General features: G+C 68.1%; 21 protein-coding genes. 12 read left to right on the top strand and 9 right to left on the bottom strand.

Annotation, left to right across the window (positions count from 1 at the left end; genetic code table 11):
* The first annotated feature begins 72 nt into the window (after positions 1-72).
* From AB0F51_RS10355 to AB0F51_RS10380, 6 genes are read left to right on the top strand one after another with little or no spacing between them, the layout of a single operon-like run.
* Positions 73-1,302, top strand: a complete 1,230-nt coding sequence (locus AB0F51_RS10355) for an acyl-CoA dehydrogenase family protein (RefSeq protein WP_360277013.1) — start codon at positions 73-75, stop codon at positions 1,300-1,302.
* Positions 1,299-2,093 carry an SDR family NAD(P)-dependent oxidoreductase gene (locus tag AB0F51_RS10360; protein ID WP_360277016.1) on the top strand — a complete coding sequence of 265 codons (795 nt, stop codon included), beginning with the start codon at positions 1,299-1,301 and terminating at the stop codon, positions 2,091-2,093. Before AB0F51_RS10355 ends, AB0F51_RS10360 begins: the two co-directional genes overlap by 4 nt.
* Positions 2,094-3,149 carry a phosphotransferase family protein gene (locus tag AB0F51_RS10365; protein WP_360277019.1) on the top strand — a complete coding sequence of 352 codons (1,056 nt, stop codon included), beginning with the start codon at positions 2,094-2,096 and terminating at the stop codon, positions 3,147-3,149.
* Positions 3,150-3,827: a histidine phosphatase family protein gene (locus tag AB0F51_RS10370; RefSeq protein ID WP_360277022.1), complete on the top strand. Its 678-nt coding sequence runs from the start codon at positions 3,150-3,152 to the stop codon at positions 3,825-3,827. It abuts the gene before it with no gap.
* A gap of 9 nt (positions 3,828-3,836) precedes the next feature.
* Positions 3,837-4,580, top strand: coding sequence for an SDR family oxidoreductase (locus tag AB0F51_RS10375; RefSeq protein WP_360277025.1), 744 nt, complete (start codon positions 3,837-3,839; stop codon positions 4,578-4,580).
* Complete coding sequence (locus tag AB0F51_RS10380; protein WP_360277027.1) at positions 4,581-5,528, top strand: LLM class F420-dependent oxidoreductase; 948 nt, start codon at positions 4,581-4,583, stop codon at positions 5,526-5,528. It begins immediately after the preceding gene.
* Here AB0F51_RS10380 and AB0F51_RS10385 read toward each other — a convergent pair.
* Together AB0F51_RS10385 and AB0F51_RS10390 are read right to left on the bottom strand one after the other, a co-directional pair.
* Positions 5,521-6,372 carry a pyridoxal-phosphate dependent enzyme gene (locus AB0F51_RS10385; RefSeq protein WP_360277030.1) on the bottom strand — a complete coding sequence of 284 codons (852 nt, stop codon included), beginning with the start codon at positions 6,370-6,372 and terminating at the stop codon, positions 5,521-5,523. The genes AB0F51_RS10380 and AB0F51_RS10385 overlap by 8 nt on opposite strands.
* A gap of 15 nt (positions 6,373-6,387) precedes the next feature.
* Positions 6,388-7,104: a hypothetical protein gene (locus AB0F51_RS10390; protein ID WP_360277033.1), complete on the bottom strand. Its 717-nt coding sequence runs from the start codon at positions 7,102-7,104 to the stop codon at positions 6,388-6,390.
* Positions 7,105-7,187: 83 nt separating this feature from the next.
* Here AB0F51_RS10390 and AB0F51_RS10395 point away from each other — a divergent pair, with 83 nt between their 5' ends.
* Positions 7,188-7,868: a DUF6518 family protein gene (locus AB0F51_RS10395; protein WP_360277035.1), complete on the top strand. Its 681-nt coding sequence runs from the start codon at positions 7,188-7,190 to the stop codon at positions 7,866-7,868.
* Here AB0F51_RS10395 and AB0F51_RS10400 read toward each other — a convergent pair.
* The 3 genes from AB0F51_RS10400 to AB0F51_RS10410 are packed head-to-tail and all read right to left on the bottom strand — an operon-like array spanning position 7,865 to position 10,890.
* A complete protein-coding gene (locus AB0F51_RS10400; RefSeq protein ID WP_360277038.1) occupies positions 7,865-8,290 on the bottom strand; it encodes an MmcQ/YjbR family DNA-binding protein in 426 nt (141 codons plus the stop codon). The two genes, AB0F51_RS10395 and AB0F51_RS10400, sit on opposite strands and share 4 nt — an antisense overlap.
* Positions 8,291-8,303: 13 nt before the next feature.
* Complete coding sequence (locus AB0F51_RS10405; RefSeq protein WP_360277041.1) at positions 8,304-10,187, bottom strand: HAMP domain-containing sensor histidine kinase; 1,884 nt, start codon at positions 10,185-10,187, stop codon at positions 8,304-8,306.
* Positions 10,177-10,890, bottom strand: a complete 714-nt coding sequence (locus AB0F51_RS10410) for a response regulator transcription factor (protein ID WP_360277043.1) — start codon at positions 10,888-10,890, stop codon at positions 10,177-10,179. The genes AB0F51_RS10405 and AB0F51_RS10410 overlap by 11 nt, the downstream gene beginning before the upstream one ends.
* Positions 10,891-11,001: 111 nt before the next feature.
* Here AB0F51_RS10410 and AB0F51_RS10415 point away from each other — a divergent pair, with 111 nt between their 5' ends.
* The 4 genes from AB0F51_RS10415 (at position 11,002) to AB0F51_RS10430 (ending at position 15,573) form a co-directional block, all read left to right on the top strand.
* Positions 11,002-12,057: a hypothetical protein gene (locus AB0F51_RS10415; protein ID WP_360277046.1), complete on the top strand. Its 1,056-nt coding sequence runs from the start codon at positions 11,002-11,004 to the stop codon at positions 12,055-12,057.
* Positions 12,054-13,352 (top strand): peptidoglycan-binding protein, encoded by a 1,299-nt coding sequence (locus AB0F51_RS10420; RefSeq protein WP_360277048.1) that lies wholly within the window; start codon positions 12,054-12,056, stop codon positions 13,350-13,352. Before AB0F51_RS10415 ends, AB0F51_RS10420 begins: the two co-directional genes overlap by 4 nt.
* The gene (locus AB0F51_RS10425) at positions 13,349-14,041 is read left to right on the top strand and encodes an ABC transporter ATP-binding protein (RefSeq protein ID WP_360277051.1); all 693 of its coding nucleotides are present in this window, start codon (positions 13,349-13,351) and stop codon (positions 14,039-14,041) included. Before AB0F51_RS10420 ends, AB0F51_RS10425 begins: the two co-directional genes overlap by 4 nt.
* A gap of 347 nt (positions 14,042-14,388) precedes the next feature.
* Positions 14,389-15,573, top strand: coding sequence for an ABC transporter permease (locus tag AB0F51_RS10430; protein WP_360277054.1), 1,185 nt, complete (start codon positions 14,389-14,391; stop codon positions 15,571-15,573).
* Here the strand turns inward: AB0F51_RS10430 and AB0F51_RS10435 are convergent.
* Together AB0F51_RS10435 and AB0F51_RS10440 are read right to left on the bottom strand one after the other, a co-directional pair.
* On the bottom strand, positions 15,551-16,762 hold the full coding sequence (locus AB0F51_RS10435; RefSeq protein WP_360277057.1) for an MFS transporter: 1,212 nt from the start codon (positions 16,760-16,762) through the stop codon (positions 15,551-15,553). The two genes, AB0F51_RS10430 and AB0F51_RS10435, sit on opposite strands and share 23 nt — an antisense overlap.
* 82 nt (positions 16,763-16,844) lie before the next feature.
* Positions 16,845-17,312 carry a DUF4188 domain-containing protein gene (locus AB0F51_RS10440; RefSeq protein ID WP_360277060.1) on the bottom strand — a complete coding sequence of 156 codons (468 nt, stop codon included), beginning with the start codon at positions 17,310-17,312 and terminating at the stop codon, positions 16,845-16,847.
* Positions 17,313-17,387: 75 nt separating this feature from the next.
* On the opposite strand from AB0F51_RS10440, the gene AB0F51_RS10445 reads away from it, so the two are divergent.
* The gene (locus AB0F51_RS10445) at positions 17,388-18,014 is read left to right on the top strand and encodes a MerR family transcriptional regulator (RefSeq protein ID WP_360277063.1); all 627 of its coding nucleotides are present in this window, start codon (positions 17,388-17,390) and stop codon (positions 18,012-18,014) included.
* Positions 18,015-18,045: 31 nt separating this feature from the next.
* On the opposite strand, the gene AB0F51_RS10450 is transcribed toward AB0F51_RS10445, so the two are convergent.
* Together AB0F51_RS10450 and AB0F51_RS10455 are read right to left on the bottom strand one after the other, a co-directional pair.
* Positions 18,046-18,975, bottom strand: a complete 930-nt coding sequence (locus AB0F51_RS10450) for an acyl-ACP desaturase (RefSeq protein ID WP_360277066.1) — start codon at positions 18,973-18,975, stop codon at positions 18,046-18,048.
* 61 nt (positions 18,976-19,036) lie between these two features.
* Positions 19,037-19,690, bottom strand: coding sequence for an alpha/beta hydrolase (locus AB0F51_RS10455; protein ID WP_360277069.1), 654 nt, complete (start codon positions 19,688-19,690; stop codon positions 19,037-19,039).
* Positions 19,691-19,697: the final 7 nt, after the last annotated feature.

Genomic DNA, 19,697 nt, shown 5'->3' on the forward strand with positions numbered 1-19,697 from the left:
GCCCGGTTTCACGCTATTGAGCATTGCTCAGTAAGTGCGCTACCGTCAAGAACAGCCGACCGAGGAGACGTGATGGGGTTCGAACCGTCCGCGAGGGCGCAGGAGTTGATCGGGCAGGTCGCCGAGTTCATCCGGACCGAGATCGAGCCGGTCGAGCCCGAGCTGCACGCCGCGACCAAGGCGGCGGCCGATCCGTGGCAACCACAGCCCGCCTTCAAAGAACTCCAGGCGAAGGCGCGCAAGCAGGGTCTGTGGAACCTCTTCCTCCCGCCGGCGGAACCCGGCACCGCGCAGTACGGGGAAGGTCTGAGCAACCTCGACTATGCGCCGATCGCGGAGCTGACCGGCCGGTCGTTCATCGCGCCGTACGTGTTCAACTGCAACGCCCCCGACACCGGCAACATGGAGGTACTGCTCCGCTACGGCAGCGACGAGCAGAAGAAGCGGTGGCTGGAGCCGCTGCTGGACGGCGCGATCCGGTCCGCGTTCTGCATGACCGAGCCCGACGTCGCCTCGTCCGACGCGACCAACATGGCCGCCACCGCGATCGTCGACGGCGACGAGGTCGTGCTCAACGGGCGCAAGTGGTGGAGCACCGGCGTCGGCCACCCGGACTGCGAACTCCTCATCTTCATGGGCCTCACCGCCCCGGACGCCCATCGGTACGCGCGCCACACCATGGTGCTCGTCCCGCGTGACACCCCCGGCGTGAAGGTCGAGCGGCTGCTCCCCGCCATGGGCCGGTACGACGAACCGCACGGCCACGGCGAGGTTTCGTTCACCGATGTCCGGGTGCCGGTGGCCAATATCCTGGTCGGACCCGGTCGTGCGTTCGAGATCGCCCAGGGACGGCTCGGCCCGGGTCGCGTGCATCACTGCATGCGGCTGATCGGGCTGGCCGAGAAGTCGCTCGAGCTGGCACTGCGGCGTGGGACGAGTCGGACCGCGTTCGGCAAGCCGCTGGTCAACCTCGGCGGCAACCGCGAGCGGATCGCCGACGCGCGGATCGCGATCAACCAGGCGCGGCTGCTGGTGTTGCAGACGGCGTACCTGCTGGACACGAAGGGCCTGGCCGGTGCGTTGAGCGAGGTCAGCCAGATCAAGGTCGCCGTACCGCGGATGGCGCAGGACGTGATCGACATGGCGATCCAGTTGCACGGTGGTGGCGGGCTGTCCGACGACTTCCCGCTCGCCGGGGCGTGGACGAGTGCGCGGGCACTGCGGCTGGCCGACGGGCCGGACGAGGTGCATCGTGGAGTGATCGCGAAGCTCGAACTGGCGAAGTACAAGGAGTCCGAATGAGCAGGGTTCTCGTCACCGGTGGCGCGAGTGGGCTGGGTGAGGCGCTGGTCGCCCGATTTGTTGCCGATGGCCACCAAGTGCTCTGTACCGATGTCGCGGCGGAGTCGCGGGTGCCGGACGGAGCGCAGTACCGGCAGCTGAACGTGCGCGACGCGGACGACTGGGACAAGGCGGTCGCGTGGTGTGAGGAGAACTGGGGTGGGCTCGACATCCTGGTGAACAACGCCGGGATCGCCACCGGCGGCCGGATCGACGTCGAGTCGCTGGACGAGTGGGACCGGGTCGTCGACATCAACCTGATGGGCGTCGTCCGCGGCTGCCGCGCCTTCACGCCGCTGTTCAAACGGCAACGCTCGGGGCACATCGTCAACACGGCCTCGGCGGCCGGGCTGGTGCATCCGCCGATGATGAGCTCGTACAACACGGTCAAGGCCGGCGTGGTCGCGCTGTCGGAGACGCTCTCACACGAACTCCACCCGTACGGCGTGACCGTGTCCGTCGTCTGCCCGTCCTTCTTCCGCACCAACCTGGCGGACTCGATCCAGGGCGCCGACACCGAGATGAACGTCACCGCCCGCAAACTCATCGAGAAGTCACCCCGTACTGCTGACGAGATCGCCGCCAACGTGATCACCGGCATCAAGAAGCACCAGTTCCTGATCATCCCCGACCGCCCCGCCCTCCTCGCCTGGCGCACCAAACGCTTCGCCCGCCCGCTGTACGACCGCCAGATGCGCAAAATCGCCGCCCGAGCCAGAACCCGCACCGAGGCAGCCACCGGAGACCGGTAAATGCCCAACCCACCAACCGACGCCCGCCCAGTCCGCCCCGAAGACACCTTCGACGTCCCCGCTGTGGACACCTGGCTTCGACAGCAGACAACTCTGCCGGCCGGGCTGCCTGAGGTGCGGCAGTTCTCTGGCGGGGCTTCGAACCTGACCTATCTACTGCGGTATCGCGAGCATGACCTGATTCTGCGTCGGCCGCCGGTGGGTACCAAAGCCAGGGGTGCGCACGATATGGGGCGGGAGTTTCGGATTCAGGAGAAGCTCAAGCCGGTGTTTCCGTTGGTGCCGGGGATGGTTGCTTACTGCAACGACAGCAGTGTGATCGGGTCCGAGTTCTATGTGATGGAGCGGGTTGAGGGGATCATTCCGCGGCGGTCGGAGCTTGGGGTTGAGCTCGCGCCTGAGCAAGCGCGGCAGTTGGGGTTCACGTTGGTGGACACGCTGCTGGATCTGCATCGGGTGGATCCGGCCACGGCTGGGCTTGCCGATCTTGGCAAAGGGGAGGGGTATGTCGAGCGGCAGGTGAGTGGGTGGAGTGGGCGGTATCGCAAGGCGAAGACCTGGAACGTGCCGAGTTTTGAGAAGGTGATGGCGTGGCTGGAGGAGAATCGGCCGGCGGACACCAGGATTTGTGTGATTCACAACGACTTCCGGCTCGACAACGTGGTGCTGGCACCCGATGACCCGCTGAAGATCGTCGGGGTGCTCGACTGGGAGCTCGCCACGCTCGGGGATCCGTTGATGGATCTCGGCAGCGCGCTCGCCTACTGGGTTCAGGCCGACGACGACTGGGCTTTCCGGCGATTCAAGATGCAACCGTCCGACGTACCGGGGATGATCAGCCGGGACGAGATCGTGCGCTACTACTGCGATAAGTCCGGGCTCGACGCGTCCAACTGGGCGTTCTATGAAGTGTTCGGGTTGTTCCGGCTCGCCGTGATCGCGCAGCAGATCTACTACCGCTACCACCACAAGCAGACCCGCAATCCCCGGTTCAGGAATCTCTGGCTGCCGGTCAACCTCCTAGAGCGGCGCTGCCGCAAGATCATGAGTCGCTGAATGCCCACCATTTACCTCATCCGGCACGCGCAGGCGTCCTTCGGCCGCAGTGACTACGACCGGCTCTCGCCCCAGGGCGAGCAGCAGGCCGCAGTACTGGGCGAAGCGCTCGCCGAACGCGGTCTCAAGCCGTCCCTCGTCGTCAGGGGCGCGATGCGCCGGCACGCGCAGACGGCCGGGATCGCGCTGAGGGCAGCGGGTCTCGACGTACCGGTCGAGGTCGACGAAGGGCTCAACGAGTTCGACCACGACCAGGTGATCGTCGCGTACAAGCCCGCCTACAAACGCCGCGCGGTACTGCTTGCCGACCTCGCCCGCTCCGGCCATCCGGCGCGGGCGTTCCAGGAGATGTTCAGCGCCGCCACCCAGCGCTGGGTCGACGGCGAGGGCTATCCGGAGTCCTTCGCCGCCTTCTGCCAACGCTCGGAAGACGCAGTACGCCGTACTGCGAACCGCGTCGGCAAAGGCGAGACCGCTTTCGTCTTCACCTCCGGTGGCCCGATCGCGGCCGTCACGAGCAGGCTCCTCGCCGGGACCGACGACCTGTGGCTCAAGCTCAACCCGGTCACCATCAACACCGCGATCACCAAGCTCACCTCCGGGCGCAGCGGCCTGACCCTGGTCAGCTACAACGACCACGGCCACCTCGACGGCACCGAACTGCTCTCCTACCGATAGGGCCAGCTGATGCGACGCAACATCCTGATCACCGGGGCGAGCTCGGGACTCGGCGAGGAGATGGCCCGGCAGTTCGCCGCCAAGGGACACAACCTCGCGCTGACCGCCCGCCGCGAGGACCGGCTGAAGGCACTGCAAGCCGAGCTGACCGCGGCCTACCCCGACGCCACCGTGCTGATCCATCCGCTCGACGTGAACGACCATGACGCGGTGTTCGAGACGTTCCGCACCATCGACGCCGAGCTGCCGCTGGACCGGATCATCGTGAACGCCGGCATCGGGAAGGGCGCGCCCCTCGGCACCGGCCGGTTCGACGCGAACCTGATCACCGCCCAGACCAACTTCACCGCCGTCCTCGCCCAAGCGGAAGCCGCCCTCGAGCTGTTCCGGGCCAAGAACAACGGCCACCTCGTCTTCATCTCGTCAGTGGCCGCGGTGCGCGGGATGCCGAAGTCGGTCACCACGTACGCCGCGACCAAGGCCGCCGTCGCGACGCTCGCCGAAGGGCTCCGGCTGGAGCTGCTCGGCAAGCCGATCAAGGTGAGCACGATCTTCCCCGGCTACATCAGGTCCGAGCTGAACGAGCACGTGGCGAAGACCCCGCTGATCGTCGACACCGTGCCCGGCGTGCGCGCGATGGTCGCGGCGATCGAGGCGGAGAAGGCCAAGGCGTTCGTTCCGTTCTGGCCATGGGTGCCGATGGCGAGGATTCTTGAGTACGCTCCGCTGCCGCTGCTGAAGAGGATGATCTGAATGCGCTGGGGTCTCACCGTTCCGCTGACCGGCGTCCCGCTTCGGGACCACAAGCCGCTGATCACCGAGCTGGCTTCGCTGGGTTACACCGATCTCTGGTCTGCCGAGGTCGCGGGTGCCGACGCGTTCACGCCGTTGGTGCTGGCATCGGAGTGGGACGAGCGACTCCGGCTCGGCACGGCCGTCGTACCGGTTCACACCAGGGGGCCGGCGGCGCTGGCGATGAGTGCGGCCGCGTTGGCCGACCTCGCGCCCGGACGGTTCGTGCTGGGGATCGGGGCCTCGTCGGAGACCATCGTGACCGGCTGGAACGGGATCGCGTACGACCCGCCGCTGGCCCGCACTCGCGACGTACTGCGCTTCCTGCGGTCGGCGTTCGCGGGCGAGAAGGTCGACGGGGAGTTCGACAGCTTCACGATCAAGCGGTTCCGGCTGGAGAAGGCGCCGGACGTTCCGCCCGCGATCATGCTCGCCGCGCTGCGGCCGCAGATGCTGCGACTGGCCGCCCGGGAGGCGGACGGCGCGATCACCAACTGGCTGTCGGCCGATGACGTGCGCCAGGTCCGGGCCGAGCTGGGTGACGGCAAGGAGCTCGCGGCGCGGATCTTCGTCTGTGTCACCGAGGATGCCGAGATGGCCCGCAACATCGGCCGGTTCCTGATCGCGACCTACCTGACCGTGCCCGGCTACGCCGCGTTCCACGACTGGCTCGGCCGCGGCGAGGCGATGAAGCCGATGCGCGACGCCTGGGCCGCCGGTGATCGCAACGCCGCGATGGCCGCAGTACCGCTCGACGTGATCGACGACCTGGTCGTCCACGGCTCGGCCGCGGACTGCCGCGCGCAGATCAACGAGTACGTCGTCAACGGCCTCGACACCCCGATCCTCGCCACCCTGCCGACCGGCGACAACCTGCTGGAGACGGCACGCGCGCTGGCCCTCAACTGATCAGCGCGACCACCGTAGTACCGGCGGCGAAGGCTCCTCGGCGTACCTGGTCGAACAACGCGTACATCATCTTCGCCTCGTAGACCCAGTCGAGCCGGAGACCGTGCCGCGCCTCGAAGTCGTCCACAAACCCATCCAGCTCAGGCGTGCGCTTCGCGTACCCACCGAAGTGATAGCCGCCTTCGAGCCGCCAGGTCCCGACCCGTTGCCCGTACGCCGCCCGCTGCAACCCGGCAACGTCAGCTTCGAGCGACGCCTTCAGCACCGGTACGCCGATCGCCACCTGCCGCGGCTCGAGTCCTGCGGCGACCCCGGCCAACGTCCCACCCGTACCAACCGCGCAGACCAGTACGTCGAACGGCTCCGCGATCTCCGCCGGCAACTCAGCACACCCGAGCAACGCAGGCGTGTTACTGCCTCCTTCAGGGATCAGGTAGAAGTCCCCGAACTCCCTGCGCAGCCGGTCGATCACCTCATCCGAGGTCTTCGCCCGGTACGACGTTCTGTCGAGATAGGTGAGCCGCATGCCGCGCTCCACCGCGTAGGCGAGCGAGGGATTGAGCGGCAGATGCTCCTCGCCGCGAACCACGCCGATCGTCGCGAAGCCGCCGTGATGGCCGACCGCAGCAGTCGCGCGGAGGTGATTCGAGTAGGCGCCGCCAAAGGTGAGCAGCGTGCGAGCCCCAAGGTCGCGAGCAGCAGCCACGTTGTACTTCAGCTTGCGCCACTTGTTGCCCGGGACCTCCGGATGGATCAGATCGTCACGCTTCAGCAGCACCCGCACGCCACCCAGCCGCTCGTCGTGCAGCTCGGCCACTGGCGAGGGCAGTCGAAGCTCGATCAACGGACCGCTCCGTGGTCAGGAAGGTGACAGGTTGAAGGCCCGGATACAGCTGTCCTGGACGATCACGATGCCGCCCATCTTCTTGCCCTCGACGGTGCCGGTGATCGGGACGAGGTAGGGGTTCTGACCGATCGCCACGTCGGAGATGGCGAGCTTCGTCGGTGGCTTGATCCAGGTCTCGATCAGGATGGGAATGATCTGCTTGGTGTCCTCACAAGCCAGCGCGGTCGCCGCCTGGGTGTTGCCGGCGTTCAGCCGACTCACGAAGGTGTAGGCCAGGTTCACCGCACCGGCCGCGTTGGTGACCTTGCCTCCCGGCTTGGTCGGTGCCGGCTTGGTCGGTTTGGTCGTCGCCGCTGTGGGCGGTGGGGTCGGGGCTTTCGACGGCATCTTGGAGGGCACCATCGACGGGACGGTCCGTTGCGGCAGCGTCGGGGTCGCCGCGCTGGCCGGCGAGCTGACCGGGGGAGCCGCGGGATCGGGGTCACCGCCGCTCTCACCGGACGTCAGGCGATACGCCACGAAACCACCGATCCCGAGGATGACGGCCACCAGCATCATGATGACGACGATGATCAGTCCGGCCCGGTCCTTGCGCGGCGGTCCGCCGTACTGCGGAGCTGCCCAGTTCCCGCCCTGCGGCTGGTACGGCTGCGACTGCCAGCCCGGGTTCTGACCGGGCCGATCCTGAGGCCTCGGATCCGAGGAGCCGGGCGGCGGTGGGTAGCTCACAGGTCCAAGTGTGGCAGCGAGAGGTCCACTCCGGGGCGTGCCGGAGGCTGCGGTGCGCCCCGCAGTACAGCAGACTTGATCCGGTGACCGATCGTTCACGGGTAGTCAGGGCCTTTGTCGTCGCCCTGGTGGCCGGCCTTGCGCTGGGTTTCGCGACCCAGGACCTGCAGGCCAAGCTGCCGGGCAACTGGAACACCTTGGCCAACTCGGGCGTCGTCTGGGTCGTCTTCGCCTTCACAGTCACCGCCGTACTGCGCCTGGCGGCGGGCTGGTCCGCAGTACTCGGCTTCATCACCTTGGTCGGTGCTTTGGCTGGGTACTACGCATCGGCTCGCTTCATCGACGACGTCACCAGTTCGGGATCGACCATGGCGGTTTGGTTGTTCGCCGCGCTCGTTGGCGGGCCGGTCTTCGGGGTCGCGGGGAGCTGGTGGAGTGCGGGCGGCGCGGTGCGTAGTACGGGCAGCTGGTGGAGTGCCGGTGGTGGAAGGTTGCGCAGCGAAGGACGGTTGTGGCAGCTCAGCCGGCCGGTCGTTGCGGTGGCGCTGCTCAGTGGAGCTTTCCTTGCTGAGGGCATCTATTTCCTCGGGCAGGTGGAGAACAAGCAGGCCTCCGGCTTGGTGGAGATCGTGCTCGCGGTGCTGGCGCCGATGATGCTCGCGCGGACCAACCGCGACCGGCTGACCGGATTGCTTCTACTGCTCCCGCTCGGCCTGCTGGGAATGGCCTTCTACCGTCTGCTCAACGCCCTGCTGGCCGCCTAGGCCAGGCGGTGCTCCTCCAGCCAGGTGGTGGCTCGGCGTTTGGAGGCTCGGGAGAGCCAGGCGTCCTGGATGACCTCGGTGAGTTCCTGCAGGGTGAGTTCGCCCAGCCGGCTGGCGCGGACCAGGACGGACAAATGTCCGTCGAAGTGCGGCGTGGTGAAGAACGGGTTGCTCTCGTCCGAGACCAGCGCGAGCTTGTCCTCCTCGCTCGGCACCCAGAACACGATCACGTCGTCGTAGCGCTCGCCCGTCTCCGGATCGAACGCGTCCGGCCGGCGCGTCCGGAAGAACACGAACGACTTGCCGCCGACCTGGTAGACCGGGTTCTCCCCGCCACCATGCTCAACCGTCACGTGCGGCATCCCCAACGCCACCGCATGCACGTCGGCCACCCGAGCTTTCCGGCTTCGCTTGGCTGCCATCCCGGCAGTCTATTTACTTCGCGGGCAGGTAGATGGTGAAACTCGAACCGTGCCCCAACCGGCTGGTCGCTGAGATCGTGCCGCGATGCGCCTCGACCAGATGCTTGGTGATGGCCAGTCCGAGTCCGCTGCCACCCGTAGTACGGCTGCGGGAGTGTTCGGCGCGGTAGAACCGGTCGAACAGGTATGGCAGGTGTTCCTCCGCGATGCCCGCGCCGTTGTCCGTGACCGTCAGGTTGTAGCCGTCACCGACGCGGCGTACGCCGACCAGCACCGTGCCGTCGGCCGGGGTGAAGCGGATCGCGTTGGAGACCAGGTTGCCGAGGGCCTGCCGGACTCGTGCGTTGTCCACGATGGCAGGCGCCGGTCCAGTCACCTCCGCGACCAGGCTCACGCCGGCCGCCTCTGCCGCGGGCCGGTGCGCTGACACCACCTGCTGGGCGAGTTCGGACAGATCCTTCAGTTCCGGGTGGATGCGGAGCTTGCCCGCATCGGCCAGCGCGAGGTCCTGCAGGTCCGCCACCAGCCGCTCGAGCAGCCCGGCCTCCTCCAGCAGCGAGGTCACCAGCTCCCGATCGAGCGGTACGACGCCGTCCTCGGAGGCGACCAGATATCCCTTGATGTTCGCCAACGGCGTCCGCAGCTCGTGCGCCACGTCGCTGACCATCGCCTTGCGCTGGTGGTCGTGGTGCTGGATCGATTCCGCCATCGCATTGAACGCATGCCCGAGCCGCGCCACCTCGTCACGCCCCGTCACCGGGACCCGGGCGGCGTGGTCGCCGTTCGTCATCCGCTGAGCCGCTCCGGTGAGGGCCAGGATCGGCCGGACCAGCCGGCGTCCGGCGAACACCATCACGAGTGCCGCGATCAGGAGTACGCCGAGCGCGGTGGCCGCAGTACGGGCCAGGCCTTCGCCGGAGAAGACGTTGAACGAGCTCTTCGCGCCGAGGTAGAGCTTGGCCTCCGGTGCGACGTACGGCGTGAGGGCCGCGACGTGCGCGGTGTTCACGCAGTCGATGAAGGTCTCGGACATCTGCCCGGTGTCGCCGTTGCGGGGAGCGACCGCCTGCAGCATGTTGGGGGAGTCGCCGAGCAGGTCGTACTGCTCGCCGGCCGCGGTGAGGCACTCGGTCGCCCGGCGGATCTCGTCCTTGTTGACCGCGGCCGCCTTGGCGCTGGGAGCGTAGAGAGCGGCCGGCACACACGGATCGTCGTCGCGGCCGACCGTCGGGAACTTCATCACGTTGACGCCGTCAGCCGCGGGGGCCTGCCAGGTCAGTACTGGTACGCCGTCGGGGCGGCTGATCGCCTGCCCTTGCTTGCCCTGCGCCTGCCAGCAGGCGATCGCCTGGTTGGCCAGGTCGGTCCGCTGCCGCTTCTCCGCCTCGGTCAGACCCCACTCCGGCGAGCCGACCATCCGTGAGCTGACGAACTGACCGCCGCCACCCGCCGAGAGCATCGCCCGGGTCGTCGCGACCGATTCGGCGCGGCCGGCGACCGTGCTGGGAGACGAGGTGACGAAGAGCCCATTGGCTCCGGCCCGGGCATCGACCGTCGCCGCCGGCAGCGAAGGGAGTTCAGGGCCGGCGCCGAGCGTCCGGGCCGAGTCGGCGATCACGGTGCCGTCGCTCTCGGTGAGCGCGATCCGCCGGCCGGTCTGGTCGGACAGGCTGTTGACGAGCTTGTCCACCCCGGCCCAGGTCGGGTGGTCGGCGGCGTACGCGGTCAGCTTGCCGTAGATGTCGCCATCGGCCTGCAGCTGGGACGTGTTCTGGTCGATCTCGCCCTGCAGCTTCTCCGACGTGCTGTAGGTGGCGATCACCGCGGTCGCGATGACAGCGCCGAGCGCCACCGCGAGGGAAAGCCCGAGGAATCTGATCAGGACGCTACGACGCATCAGGAGCCACCACCTTGTCGGCCAGCTTGTAGCCCACGCCGTACACGGTTTTCAGGTACGCCGGGGTCGCGGGCGCCGGCTCGATCTTCTTGCGCAGGTTCATCACGTGGACGTCGATCGTCCGGTCGAACACGTAGTGGTCGAAGCCGAACGCGTGCTCCAGCAACTGCTGCCGGGAGAAGGCGCGACCCGGCGATGCGGCCAGGCAGGCCAGGATCTTGAACTCGGCCGGCGTCACCTCGACCAGTGCGCCGTCCAGCCGCACCTCGTGCCTGACCGGGTCGATCTCCAGCCCGCCGACCCGGTACACCTCACCCTCGGCGCGGCCGCGCGTGCGGCGCAGTACGGTCCGGACGCGGGCCACCAGTTCGCGCGGGTTGTACGGCTTGGTCAGGTAGTCGTCGGCACCCAGGTCGAGCCCGAGCAGCAGGTCGTCCTCGGTGGATCGGGCGGTCAGCATGATGATCGGTACGCCGCCGTCGGCGCCCTGGCTGGCCCGCAGGACCCGGCAGACGTCCAGGCCGTCGACCTTCGGCATCATCACGTCGAGCACGAGCAGGTCGGGGCTGCGCCGGCGCGCCTCGTCGATCGCGGCCCGCCCGTCGTGAACCACGACTGTCAGATGGCCCTCTCGCTCCAGGTAGCGCCGGATCAGTTCCGCCTGCTTCCGGTCGTCTTCGGCGACGAGGATCCGGGCTGGCATGGTTCGAGAGTGACTGATCTTCATGAGATTTCGATGAAGATCGGCTGAGAGCATCGGGTGCTGATCGGTCCTTCACAGGTTCTTCACAGCCCGGGAGTCACGCTCCACGGCATGAAGAACAACTCACGCATTGCGCTTTCGCTGGTCGCTGTACTGGCCCTCGCCGGCTGTGGCGCGGATGGCTCGGCCGCGGACAAGGAACCGGCCAAGAGCGACGACAAGAGTCCGCTCGCGGAGTACATGGGCGAAGGATTCACCAGCTTCGGTGGCGGCGGGATGATGCGCGCCGTGCGGATCGGCGGTGGTGAGGAGTCGTCGGAGGAACAGCTGGCCAAGCAGCGCAAGGTCGAGGACGCCACCGTCGCCTGTATGAAGGCGGCCGGTTTCGAGTACGTCGCGGTGCCGCCGGAGTCGCAGGGCAAGTCGAAGTTCGACGAGGCGTTCAAGTTGCCGCCGGACAAGTTCGCCGAGCAGTACGGCTACGGCATCAGCACGATCGACTGGTCCAAGGCGGGGGAGGCCGACGACAACAACCCGAACACGAAGATCCGCAAGGCGCTGTCGCCGAAGGCGCAGAAGGCCTACGACAAGGCGCTCAACGGTCAGTTCGCGCAGGGGAACGTGGCCATCGCCAAGGGGGACTCCACCAGCTCGACCGCGAAGCCCGACACCGGCTGCCGCGGCAAGGCCGCCGAAGAGGTCTTCGGCAAGCGCGACGAGAAGCTGGCCGACTTCAAGAAGTTCGACTCGCTGTTCAAGGACATCGAGGCGCTGCGCAAGCGGATCGAGGCCGACCAGCGGGTGGTGGACGCGACGGCCGCCTGGTCGGACTGTCTCGCCGATGCGGGACACAGCGGCTTCAAGAAGCCTGACGAGCCCCGCGAGAAGATCAGCAAGAAGCTGGACGAGCTGACCGGTGCGACCAAGGGCGGTCCCAGCAAGGGAGGCCCTGCGGTGGTGACCGGGCCGCCGTCGTTCGACAAGGTCGATGCGGCCAAGCTGGCCGACCTGCGCAAGGAGGAGATCGAGCTCGCCAAGGCCGACCAGACCTGTAAGAAGAAGTTCGAGGAGCCGTTCAAGAAGGCGCAGTACGAGCTGGAGAAGGAGTTCGTCGAGGCGAACAAGACCCAGCTCGAGCAGTACCGCGACACGGTGTCGGAGCGGTGACCGCCTCACCCAAGTCCCGCCGCCGGGTCCTGGTCGGGGTCTCCGCGGTCGCGACGCTCTCGCTCGGGGTGGGTGTCGCGGCCGGCAGCCGGCTGATGTCGCCGGAGGACGCGGCGGCCAAGACCGCTCCGCCGAAGGCCTCGCAGATCACCGTGCCGGTGGAGAAGAAGGCGCTGTCCAGCAAGGTCGTGGGCCGGGGAGACACCTCGTTCGACGGCGCGGTGAACATCCGGGTCGAGACGAGCGGGCTGAAGACACCGGCCGTGGTGACGGGCAAGGTGCCGAAGGTCGGCTCCACCATCGAGGCGGGCAGGGCGCTGCTGGAGATCGCGGGCCGTCCGGTGATCGGGCTGCCCGGCGTACTGCCGATGTACCGCTCGCTCGCGCCCGGCTCCAAAGGCCCGGACGTGCTGCAGCTGGAGCAGACCCTGGAGAAGCTCGGCTACGACCCGGGCACCGTCGACTCGAAGTACGACAGCAGTACTGCGCGGGCGGTCGAGGAGCTCTACGAGGCTGCCGGGTACGACGCACCGGAGCCGGACGAGCAGCTCAAGCAGGCGGTCGAAGGCGCGGACAAGAGCGTCGACGCGGCGAAGAACGCGTTGCGCCAGGCGAAGGCGGCGCTCAAGCAGGCCAAGGCCGGCCCGGGCAAGGCGGACACCTCGGTCCAGCAGGGCGCGGTCGACGACGCGGAGGAGAACCTGGCCGACGCCCAGGAGGCGAAGAACGAGGCCGAGTTCAAGGCCGGTACGCCGCTGCCGGTGTCGGAGATCGTCTACGTGAAGACGCTCCCGCGCCGGGTGGACGAGGTGAAGGTCGAGCGCGGCGGCACCGTCAACGGCGTGGTGATGTCGGCCAGCGGTGCGTCGCTGGTGGTCTCGATCAAGGTCGACTCGGCCACCAAGGAGCGGCTCAAGGTCGGGATGCCGGCCAGCTTCGACCTGGGCGACGGGACGATCGTGCAGGCCACCATCCGCCGGATCACCGGCAGTGGGGACGAGTACACCGTGGTGATCGCGCCGAAGTCGCTGACGCCGGCCCAGCTCGAGCGGCTGCGCGAGGCGAACGTCCGGGTCACCATCCCGGTCAAGAGCACCAACGGCAAGGTTCTCGCCGTACCGGTGGCCGCGCTGTCGGCGGGGTCGGACGGTGGCTCGCGGGTCGAAGTACTGCGGAACGGCAAGGTCGAGCTGGTCGCGGTCAAGGTCGGGCTGACCGCCGACGGTTATGCGCAGGTGACGGCAGCGGGCGACGGCAAGCTGACCGAGGGCGACCAAGTGGTGGTCGGCAAATGACCGCGACAGCTGTGGCGCTACCGGCGCCGGTGGTGGAGATGATCGGAGTACGGCGGTTCTTCCCCGGACCGCCCGAGGTACAGGCGATCCGCGAGGTCGACCTGACGATCCGCGAGGGGGAGTACCTGTCGATCGTGGGGCCGTCCGGGTCGGGCAAGTCGACGCTGCTGCACCTGCTCGGGCTGCTCGACAACCCGACCGGCGGGGTCTACCGGCTGGACGGTGTGGACACGATGAGCCTGCGGGAGCGTCGTCGGGCGGTACTGCGCGGTGAGCGGATCGGGTTCGTCTTCCAGTCGTTCCATCTGCTCGATCACCGGACAGTGCTGGAGAACGTCGCACTGTCGATGGTGTACGTCGGGGTGCCGCGCAAGGAACGGATGGCGCGGGCGCGGGTCGCATTGGAGCGGGTCGGGCTGGCACATCGGATGGAGTTCGGACCGAGCACGTTGTCGGGCGGTGAGCGGCAACGGGTCGCGATCGCGCGAGCGCTGGTGGCCGAACCGAGCCTGCTGCTGGCCGACGAACCGACGGGCAACTTGGACAGTGCGAATGCGGAGGCGATCCTCGAAGTCTTCGACGAACTGCACCACGAAGGCATGACGCTGGCCGTCATCACCCACGACAACCACGTCAGCGAACGAGCCCAACGCCAAGTCCGCATCATCGACGGGACCCTCCAATGGTGACCTGGCGCCGCAACCGCTCATCCCCCGACAGCTCCCCGCCAAAGCGGCAACCCAGTGGGTCGTCGCCCGAGGGGCAGCCCGGCGGCTCCGCGCCGGAGCGGCGACCCAGTGGGTCGTCGCCCGAGCGGCAGCCCGGCGGCTCCGCGCCGGAGCGGCAGCCTGGCGAGCCGTTCGTGCATCCTCAAGCAGGCCCCCCGGATCCCGCCGGCGGGCCGTCCACTTCCTCGCCCGGCCCGGCCCGGCCTCAGCGCGGATCGCCTCCGCGCCCGCGCAGGCGGGTCCGGCTTGCCGTGGCGGGCGTCGTACGGCGGATTGCTGGGCCTCGGCGGTTGACGGGTGGGCCGGCGGTGCGTGATCTCCTCGACGAGGCGCTGGCCGGGGTTGCTGCTCGGCCGACTCGGTTGATCCTGACCACGCTCGGCACGGTGCTCGGCATCGCGGCGCTGGTCGGGACGGTCGGGCTCGGGCAGACCGCGGCCGGGCAGATCACCCAGCGGTTCGACCTCGCCGCCGCGACGCGAGTGGTCGTCTCACCAGACGACGGCGGGCAGGAAGGCGAGGCGGCGACCGAGCTGCCGTGGGACGCGCCGCTGCGGCTCTCCCGGCTGAACGGCGTCGAGGCGGCCGGTACGGTCAGCGAGGTCGACGTCGGTGACGAGCTGGTCCGCAGCGTGGCCGGGCTTGGTCAGAAGGACGGCTACAAACTGCAGGTCATGGCCGCCTCAGGTGGGCTCTTCGACGCCGTCCGCTCCGTGTTGAAGACCGGCCGGTTCTTCGACTCCGGCCATGACCAGCGCGGCGACCAGGTCGTCGTACTGGGCAAGAACGCGGCGAAGCGGCTCGGTATCAACCGGGTCGACTCGCAGCCGGCCATCTTCCTCGGCGACCAGGCCTACACCGTGATCGGCATCCTCGACTCGGTCAACGGCAAGGCCGAGCTGCTCGACGCCGTGATCATGCCGAACGGCACAGCCAAGAAGGCCTACGACCTGACGGCACCGGATTCAGTCGAGATCCGTACGGCGGTGGGCGCGGCGCAGCTGATCGCCAAGCAGGCGCCGGTCGCGATCGACCCGAACAACCCGAGCGCGATCAAGGTCGACGCCCCGCCGCAGCAAGGCGGAGTACGCAAGGGCGTCGAGTCCGACCTGAACGCGTTGTTCCTGTTGCTCGGTGCGGTCGCACTGCTGGTCGGCGGCCTCGGGATCGCCAACGTGACGCTGCTGTCGGTCCTGGAACGCGTCTCGGAGATCGGCCTGCGCCGCGCACTGGGCGCCGCGCGAAGACACGTGGCCGGACAGTTCCTGGTGGAGAGCGTGATCGTGGGGTTCCTGGGTGGCCTGCTCGGGACGGCCGTCGGAGTGCTGCTGACGGTCGGCGTCTCGCTGCTGCGGGACTGGACCCCGATCCTCGACAACAAGCTGACCTTCGGCGCTCCGTTGCTCGGGGCAGCGATCGGGCTGATCGCGGGCACCTACCCGGCGTGGAAGGCTTCCGCCATCCAGCCGATCACCGCACTGCGGGGGACCTGAGCTCCGAAGACCAGCGGGAGTACACGAAAGCGGTCAGCAGGAAGCCGAGCACCACGAAGGCGAGGACCGGGTACGACTTCCCGTCGTCGGGCAGGATGACGGCGCCGAGCGCGGCGGCCGACACCTGCCCGACGTTGAAGATCATGTCGTAGAGCGAGAAGACGCGACCACGGTAGACATCGTCGACACCCGTCTGGACGAGGGTGTCGACGCTGATCTTCACGCCCTGCGCGCAGAACCCGGTGAGGAAACCGGCCACTAGCATCGCGGGCTGGGTGTAGAGCCCGCCAGGAAAGGCAGTCACCACCGCCGCCGCGACGAAGAGCACGGTGATCCAGCGACGCAGGGTCAGGACCCGCGTGGCCCACGGGGTCACCAGAGCGGCGACGAACAGGCCGGCGCCGATCGCTCCGGTCGCGATCGCCAGCGCGCCGAACGCCTCGTCCAACTGGTCGGGACCGTAGAACCTGTTGCGGTACAGCAGGATCATCGCGACCGTGACGAGGCCGAAGAAGAACCGCAGCGAACCGATCGCGGCCAGCCCGAGCGCCGCCTGCCGCCGCTCCTTGAGATGCCGGCCACCGTCGATCAACCCGGCGACGATGCCCCGGATCGCTTCCACCACACCGGGTTCCTCACCGGTCAGGTCCGGGCCGAGCTGGTTCCGCCGCAGCCGCAACGCGAGCAGGGCAGCCACGACGTACACGGCGGCCGTAGTACCGAGGACTGCGATGTCGGAGTCGGAGACGAGTTTGATCCCGGCTCCGAATCCACCGCCGATCAGGAACGACGCAGTACCGGAGGTCGGCGTGACCGCGTTGGCCATCACCAACTCGTCGGTCTCGACCACGTGCGGCAACCCGGCCGACAATCCGGACAACAGGAAGCGGTTGACCCCGAGCGTCAGGAGTACGGCGAGATAGAACGGCACCCCTGCGTTGCCGAGAGCAACAATCCCGGCAACCACCAGCACCAGCCCGGCACGGGTCAGATTCGCCCCGAACAGAATCTGCCGCCGCGACCACCGATCCAGCAACACCCCGGTGAACGGTCCGAGCACCGAGAACGGCAACAACGCGACCGCGAACAACCCCGCAATCGCCGCGGCATCCGGCGCCCGCTCCGGCGAGAACAACACGTACGACGCCAACGCGACCTGAAAAACCCCGTCCCCGAACTGCGAGCTCAACCGAACAGCAAACAGCCGCCGAAAATCCCCCCGCCGCAGCAACCTGCCCAAATCCCGGATGAACTGCACGCCTGCACTGTAACTACCCCCGGCTCAACCTCTCCGCGGCAGTGCGGCCGCGCTGGTTGACCGGTACTACGCCGGCGACCCTGCCGAGGCCGATCAGCGGCATGTTGCCGTAGATGGTTTCGGTGTGGCCGGCGGGAACGACGTAGGTCTCGTGCCAGATGCCGACGGCGTTGCTCTTGTAGGCGTACTTGAAGAAGTTGGTCCACGCCGGCCGATGAGTTCGCCCGGGGTCGTTGGCGAAGGCCTGCAGTTTCTCGGCGGACTCCCAGTACTGGATCATCGTCACGCCGCGGAAGGTCGGGAAGGTGCGAAAACCGAGCAGCCCGCTGTCTGGATCGGCGCTCAGCTCCCGCAGCATCGGGCCCATCGCCTTCGACACCGGAAGCCAGTGCCGCCACGCGCGGAGCTTGTTCACCCGGAAGCCGATCAGGAAGACCACCAGCTCCTGGTCGTACGCCGCGGTCTGACGTCCCTCGATCATCGCTCTCCCCTTAGATAGTTCAACTCCCCAATATTGGACAGTGATACTCTCCAAACGTCAAGAGGGAGACGACGAATGTGGATCGCTGAACTGTCCCGGCGTACCGAGGTGCCGGTCGCGACGATCAAGTACTACCTGCGCGAAGGCTTGCTAGCGCCCGGCGAGGCGGTCGGCGCGACGCGATCCCGGTACGACGAATCGCACGTGCGCCGGTTGCGGTTGATCCGGGCGTTGGCGGAGTCAGGTGGTCTGTCGCTGGCCCGCGTGCGGAGCGTGCTCGCCGAGGTGGACGAGGAGTCGCGTGACCTGCACGAAGTACTGGGCTCGGCCCATGGCGCGCTGATTCCGGACGATCTCACGGCGAGCGTCGAGTCACGCCTTCGCGTCGACGAGTTGATCGCTGACCAGGGCTGGTCGGTGTACTTCGAGGCTGCGGACCGCGTCTTGCTGGCCGGCGCACTCGATGCGCTGGAGAAGGTCGGATATCACCTCGACGACGAACTGCTGGCGACCTATGCGTCCGCGGCGACGCAGGTGGCGGACGCCGAGATAGCCCATCTCCCGACTGGCGACCGCCAGCAGACCGTCGAAGCCACCGTGCTCCTGACGGCGCTGGGCGGCCCGGTGCTCCTCGCTCTCCGGAGGCTGGCCCAGCAAAGCGCCTCAGCCCACCGCCTCGGCTCCGCGCACCAACCCAGCTGAGCGACCGCCGGCCGTGCGCACGCAGTACGGGCTAGTTGGCGCGGGCTGCTTGGCGTTCCAGGAGGCGGGTGCGTTGGTCTACGAAGCGGGTTGCCTGGGCGTCGAGGGCGGTCATGAACTCGGCGAGTTCGTCGCGGGCCTTGGCGCCGTCGCCGGTCAGGTCCTCGCGCTCGAAGACCTTCCACATCCGCAGGATCGGCGCGACCACCTCGTCGTGGTGCAGGCGGAGGTCGTAGATGCCGGCCTTGGCGATCGTCACCGAGTTGCGGGCGAAGCCTTCCATCGTGGCGCCGGGCATGGAGAAGTCGCGGACCTCGTTGACGACCGCGCGCATCGTCTCGTTCGGCGCCGACTCGAACGCGGCGGCGACCAGGTTGCGGTAGAAGATCATGTGCAGGTTCTCGTCGGTCGCGATCCGGGCCAGTAGCTGGTCGGCGATCGGGCAGCCGGTGGCCTTGCCGGTGTTGCGGTGCGAGACGCGGGTGGCCAGCTCCTGGAAGCTGACGTAGGCGATCGCCTCGAGCATGTTCTTGTCGACCTGGTGCCCGGCGGTCATGTGCGCCATCCGGGCCACTTCGAGCTCGACCGGGTCGACGCCGCGGGTGACCACCAGGTAGTCACGCAGCGCGATCCCGTGTCGGCCCTCCTCCGCGGTCCAGCGGCCGACCCAGGTGCCCCACGGCCCGCCGAGCCCGAACTGGGTGGCGATCTCCCGGTGGTACGACGGCAGGTTGTCCTCGGTCAGCAGGTTGGTGATCATCGCGACCTTGGCGACCGGGTCCAGCCGGGACTGCTCCGGCGCCCAGTCCTCACCACCCAGGAACGCGAAGTCGCGACCCTCGCTCCACGGCACGTAGTCGTGCGGGTTCCAGTTCTTGGTGATCGCCAGATGCCGCTCGAGGTTCTCCTCGACGACAGGCTCCAGCTCGTGCAGCAGGTTCGTCACCAGCTTCTCGTTCACCGGGATCTCCTTCGTCGTCGCCTCATGAGTCGGCAGAGCCTCTACCCTACGGCACCGTAAGTTACGCAAGCGTAGGTTTGGCGCGCCGCCACCGCTCCAGCAACTCGGCCAACGCGCTGGCCTGACCGAGCATCGGGAAGTGGCCACCGGGGAGTTCATGTGGGGCAAACCCGAGCCGGTCGACGGTCAGCTTGCGCAGATAGTCGGCAGGGAACAGCAGGTCCTCGGTGGCGATCACCGCCTGCGTGGGTACGGACGGCCAGCGCTCGAACAGCGCGGGCTCGCCCATCGGCCGCCCAGCCTGCGGCCTGAGCTGCCGTCTCGCCTCCGCGGCCAGTTCCGCCGGGAGGTCCTGGAAGAAGTAGTCCGACTCGGGGTCGCCCTTCCAGTCGTACGACGTGTTGCTCCAGTACTCGTTGACCGTCTCACCCGGTCGCGGGATCATCCCGGCCACGAACACGAGCAGCTCGACCGGCAGCCGTTCGCAGACCGCGGCCGCGGTGAAGCCGCCGAGTGAGTGCGCGACGACGACCAGGTCGGTGCGCTGACCGACCGCGGCCACCACCGCATCGCAGTACTGGCTGAGCCCCGCGGACTCGTCGTCGCAAGGGAGGTCGACGGCGATCACCTCCTGACCGCGTGCCTGGAGCTCGGCGGTCAGTGGGTGCCAGTGCCAGGGCGTGCAGCCGGCGCCGGGGATCAGTACATAGGTCACCCCGCCA

It is taken from the genome of Kribbella sp. NPDC023855 (assembly GCF_040639475.1).
Classification (GTDB): Bacteria; Actinomycetota; Actinomycetes; order Propionibacteriales; family Kribbellaceae; genus Kribbella.

Excerpts from the sequence above, each read along its gene's own strand:
- AB0F51_RS10375 (WP_360277025.1), top strand. The coding sequence starts at position 3,837 with ATGCGACGCAACATCCTGATCACCGGGGCGAGCTCGGGACTCGGCGAG.
- AB0F51_RS10365 (WP_360277019.1), top strand. The coding sequence starts at position 2,094 with ATGCCCAACCCACCAACCGACGCCCGCCCAGTCCGCCCCGAAGACACC.
- AB0F51_RS10405 (WP_360277041.1), bottom strand. The coding sequence starts at position 10,187 with ATGCGTCGTAGCGTCCTGATCAGATTCCTCGGGCTTTCCCTCGCGGTG.
- AB0F51_RS10415 (WP_360277046.1), top strand. The coding sequence starts at position 11,002 with ATGAAGAACAACTCACGCATTGCGCTTTCGCTGGTCGCTGTACTGGCC.
- AB0F51_RS10425 (WP_360277051.1), top strand. The coding sequence starts at position 13,349 with ATGACCGCGACAGCTGTGGCGCTACCGGCGCCGGTGGTGGAGATGATC.
- AB0F51_RS10380 (WP_360277027.1), top strand. The coding sequence starts at position 4,581 with ATGCGCTGGGGTCTCACCGTTCCGCTGACCGGCGTCCCGCTTCGGGAC.
- AB0F51_RS10355 (WP_360277013.1), top strand. The coding sequence starts at position 73 with ATGGGGTTCGAACCGTCCGCGAGGGCGCAGGAGTTGATCGGGCAGGTC.
- AB0F51_RS10440 (WP_360277060.1), bottom strand. The coding sequence starts at position 17,312 with ATGATCGAGGGACGTCAGACCGCGGCGTACGACCAGGAGCTGGTGGTC.
- AB0F51_RS10410 (WP_360277043.1), bottom strand. The coding sequence starts at position 10,890 with ATGCCAGCCCGGATCCTCGTCGCCGAAGACGACCGGAAGCAGGCGGAA.
- AB0F51_RS10370 (WP_360277022.1), top strand. The coding sequence starts at position 3,150 with ATGCCCACCATTTACCTCATCCGGCACGCGCAGGCGTCCTTCGGCCGC.
- AB0F51_RS10400 (WP_360277038.1), bottom strand. The coding sequence starts at position 8,290 with ATGGCAGCCAAGCGAAGCCGGAAAGCTCGGGTGGCCGACGTGCATGCG.
- AB0F51_RS10360 (WP_360277016.1), top strand. The coding sequence starts at position 1,299 with ATGAGCAGGGTTCTCGTCACCGGTGGCGCGAGTGGGCTGGGTGAGGCG.
- AB0F51_RS10445 (WP_360277063.1), top strand. The coding sequence starts at position 17,388 with ATGTGGATCGCTGAACTGTCCCGGCGTACCGAGGTGCCGGTCGCGACG.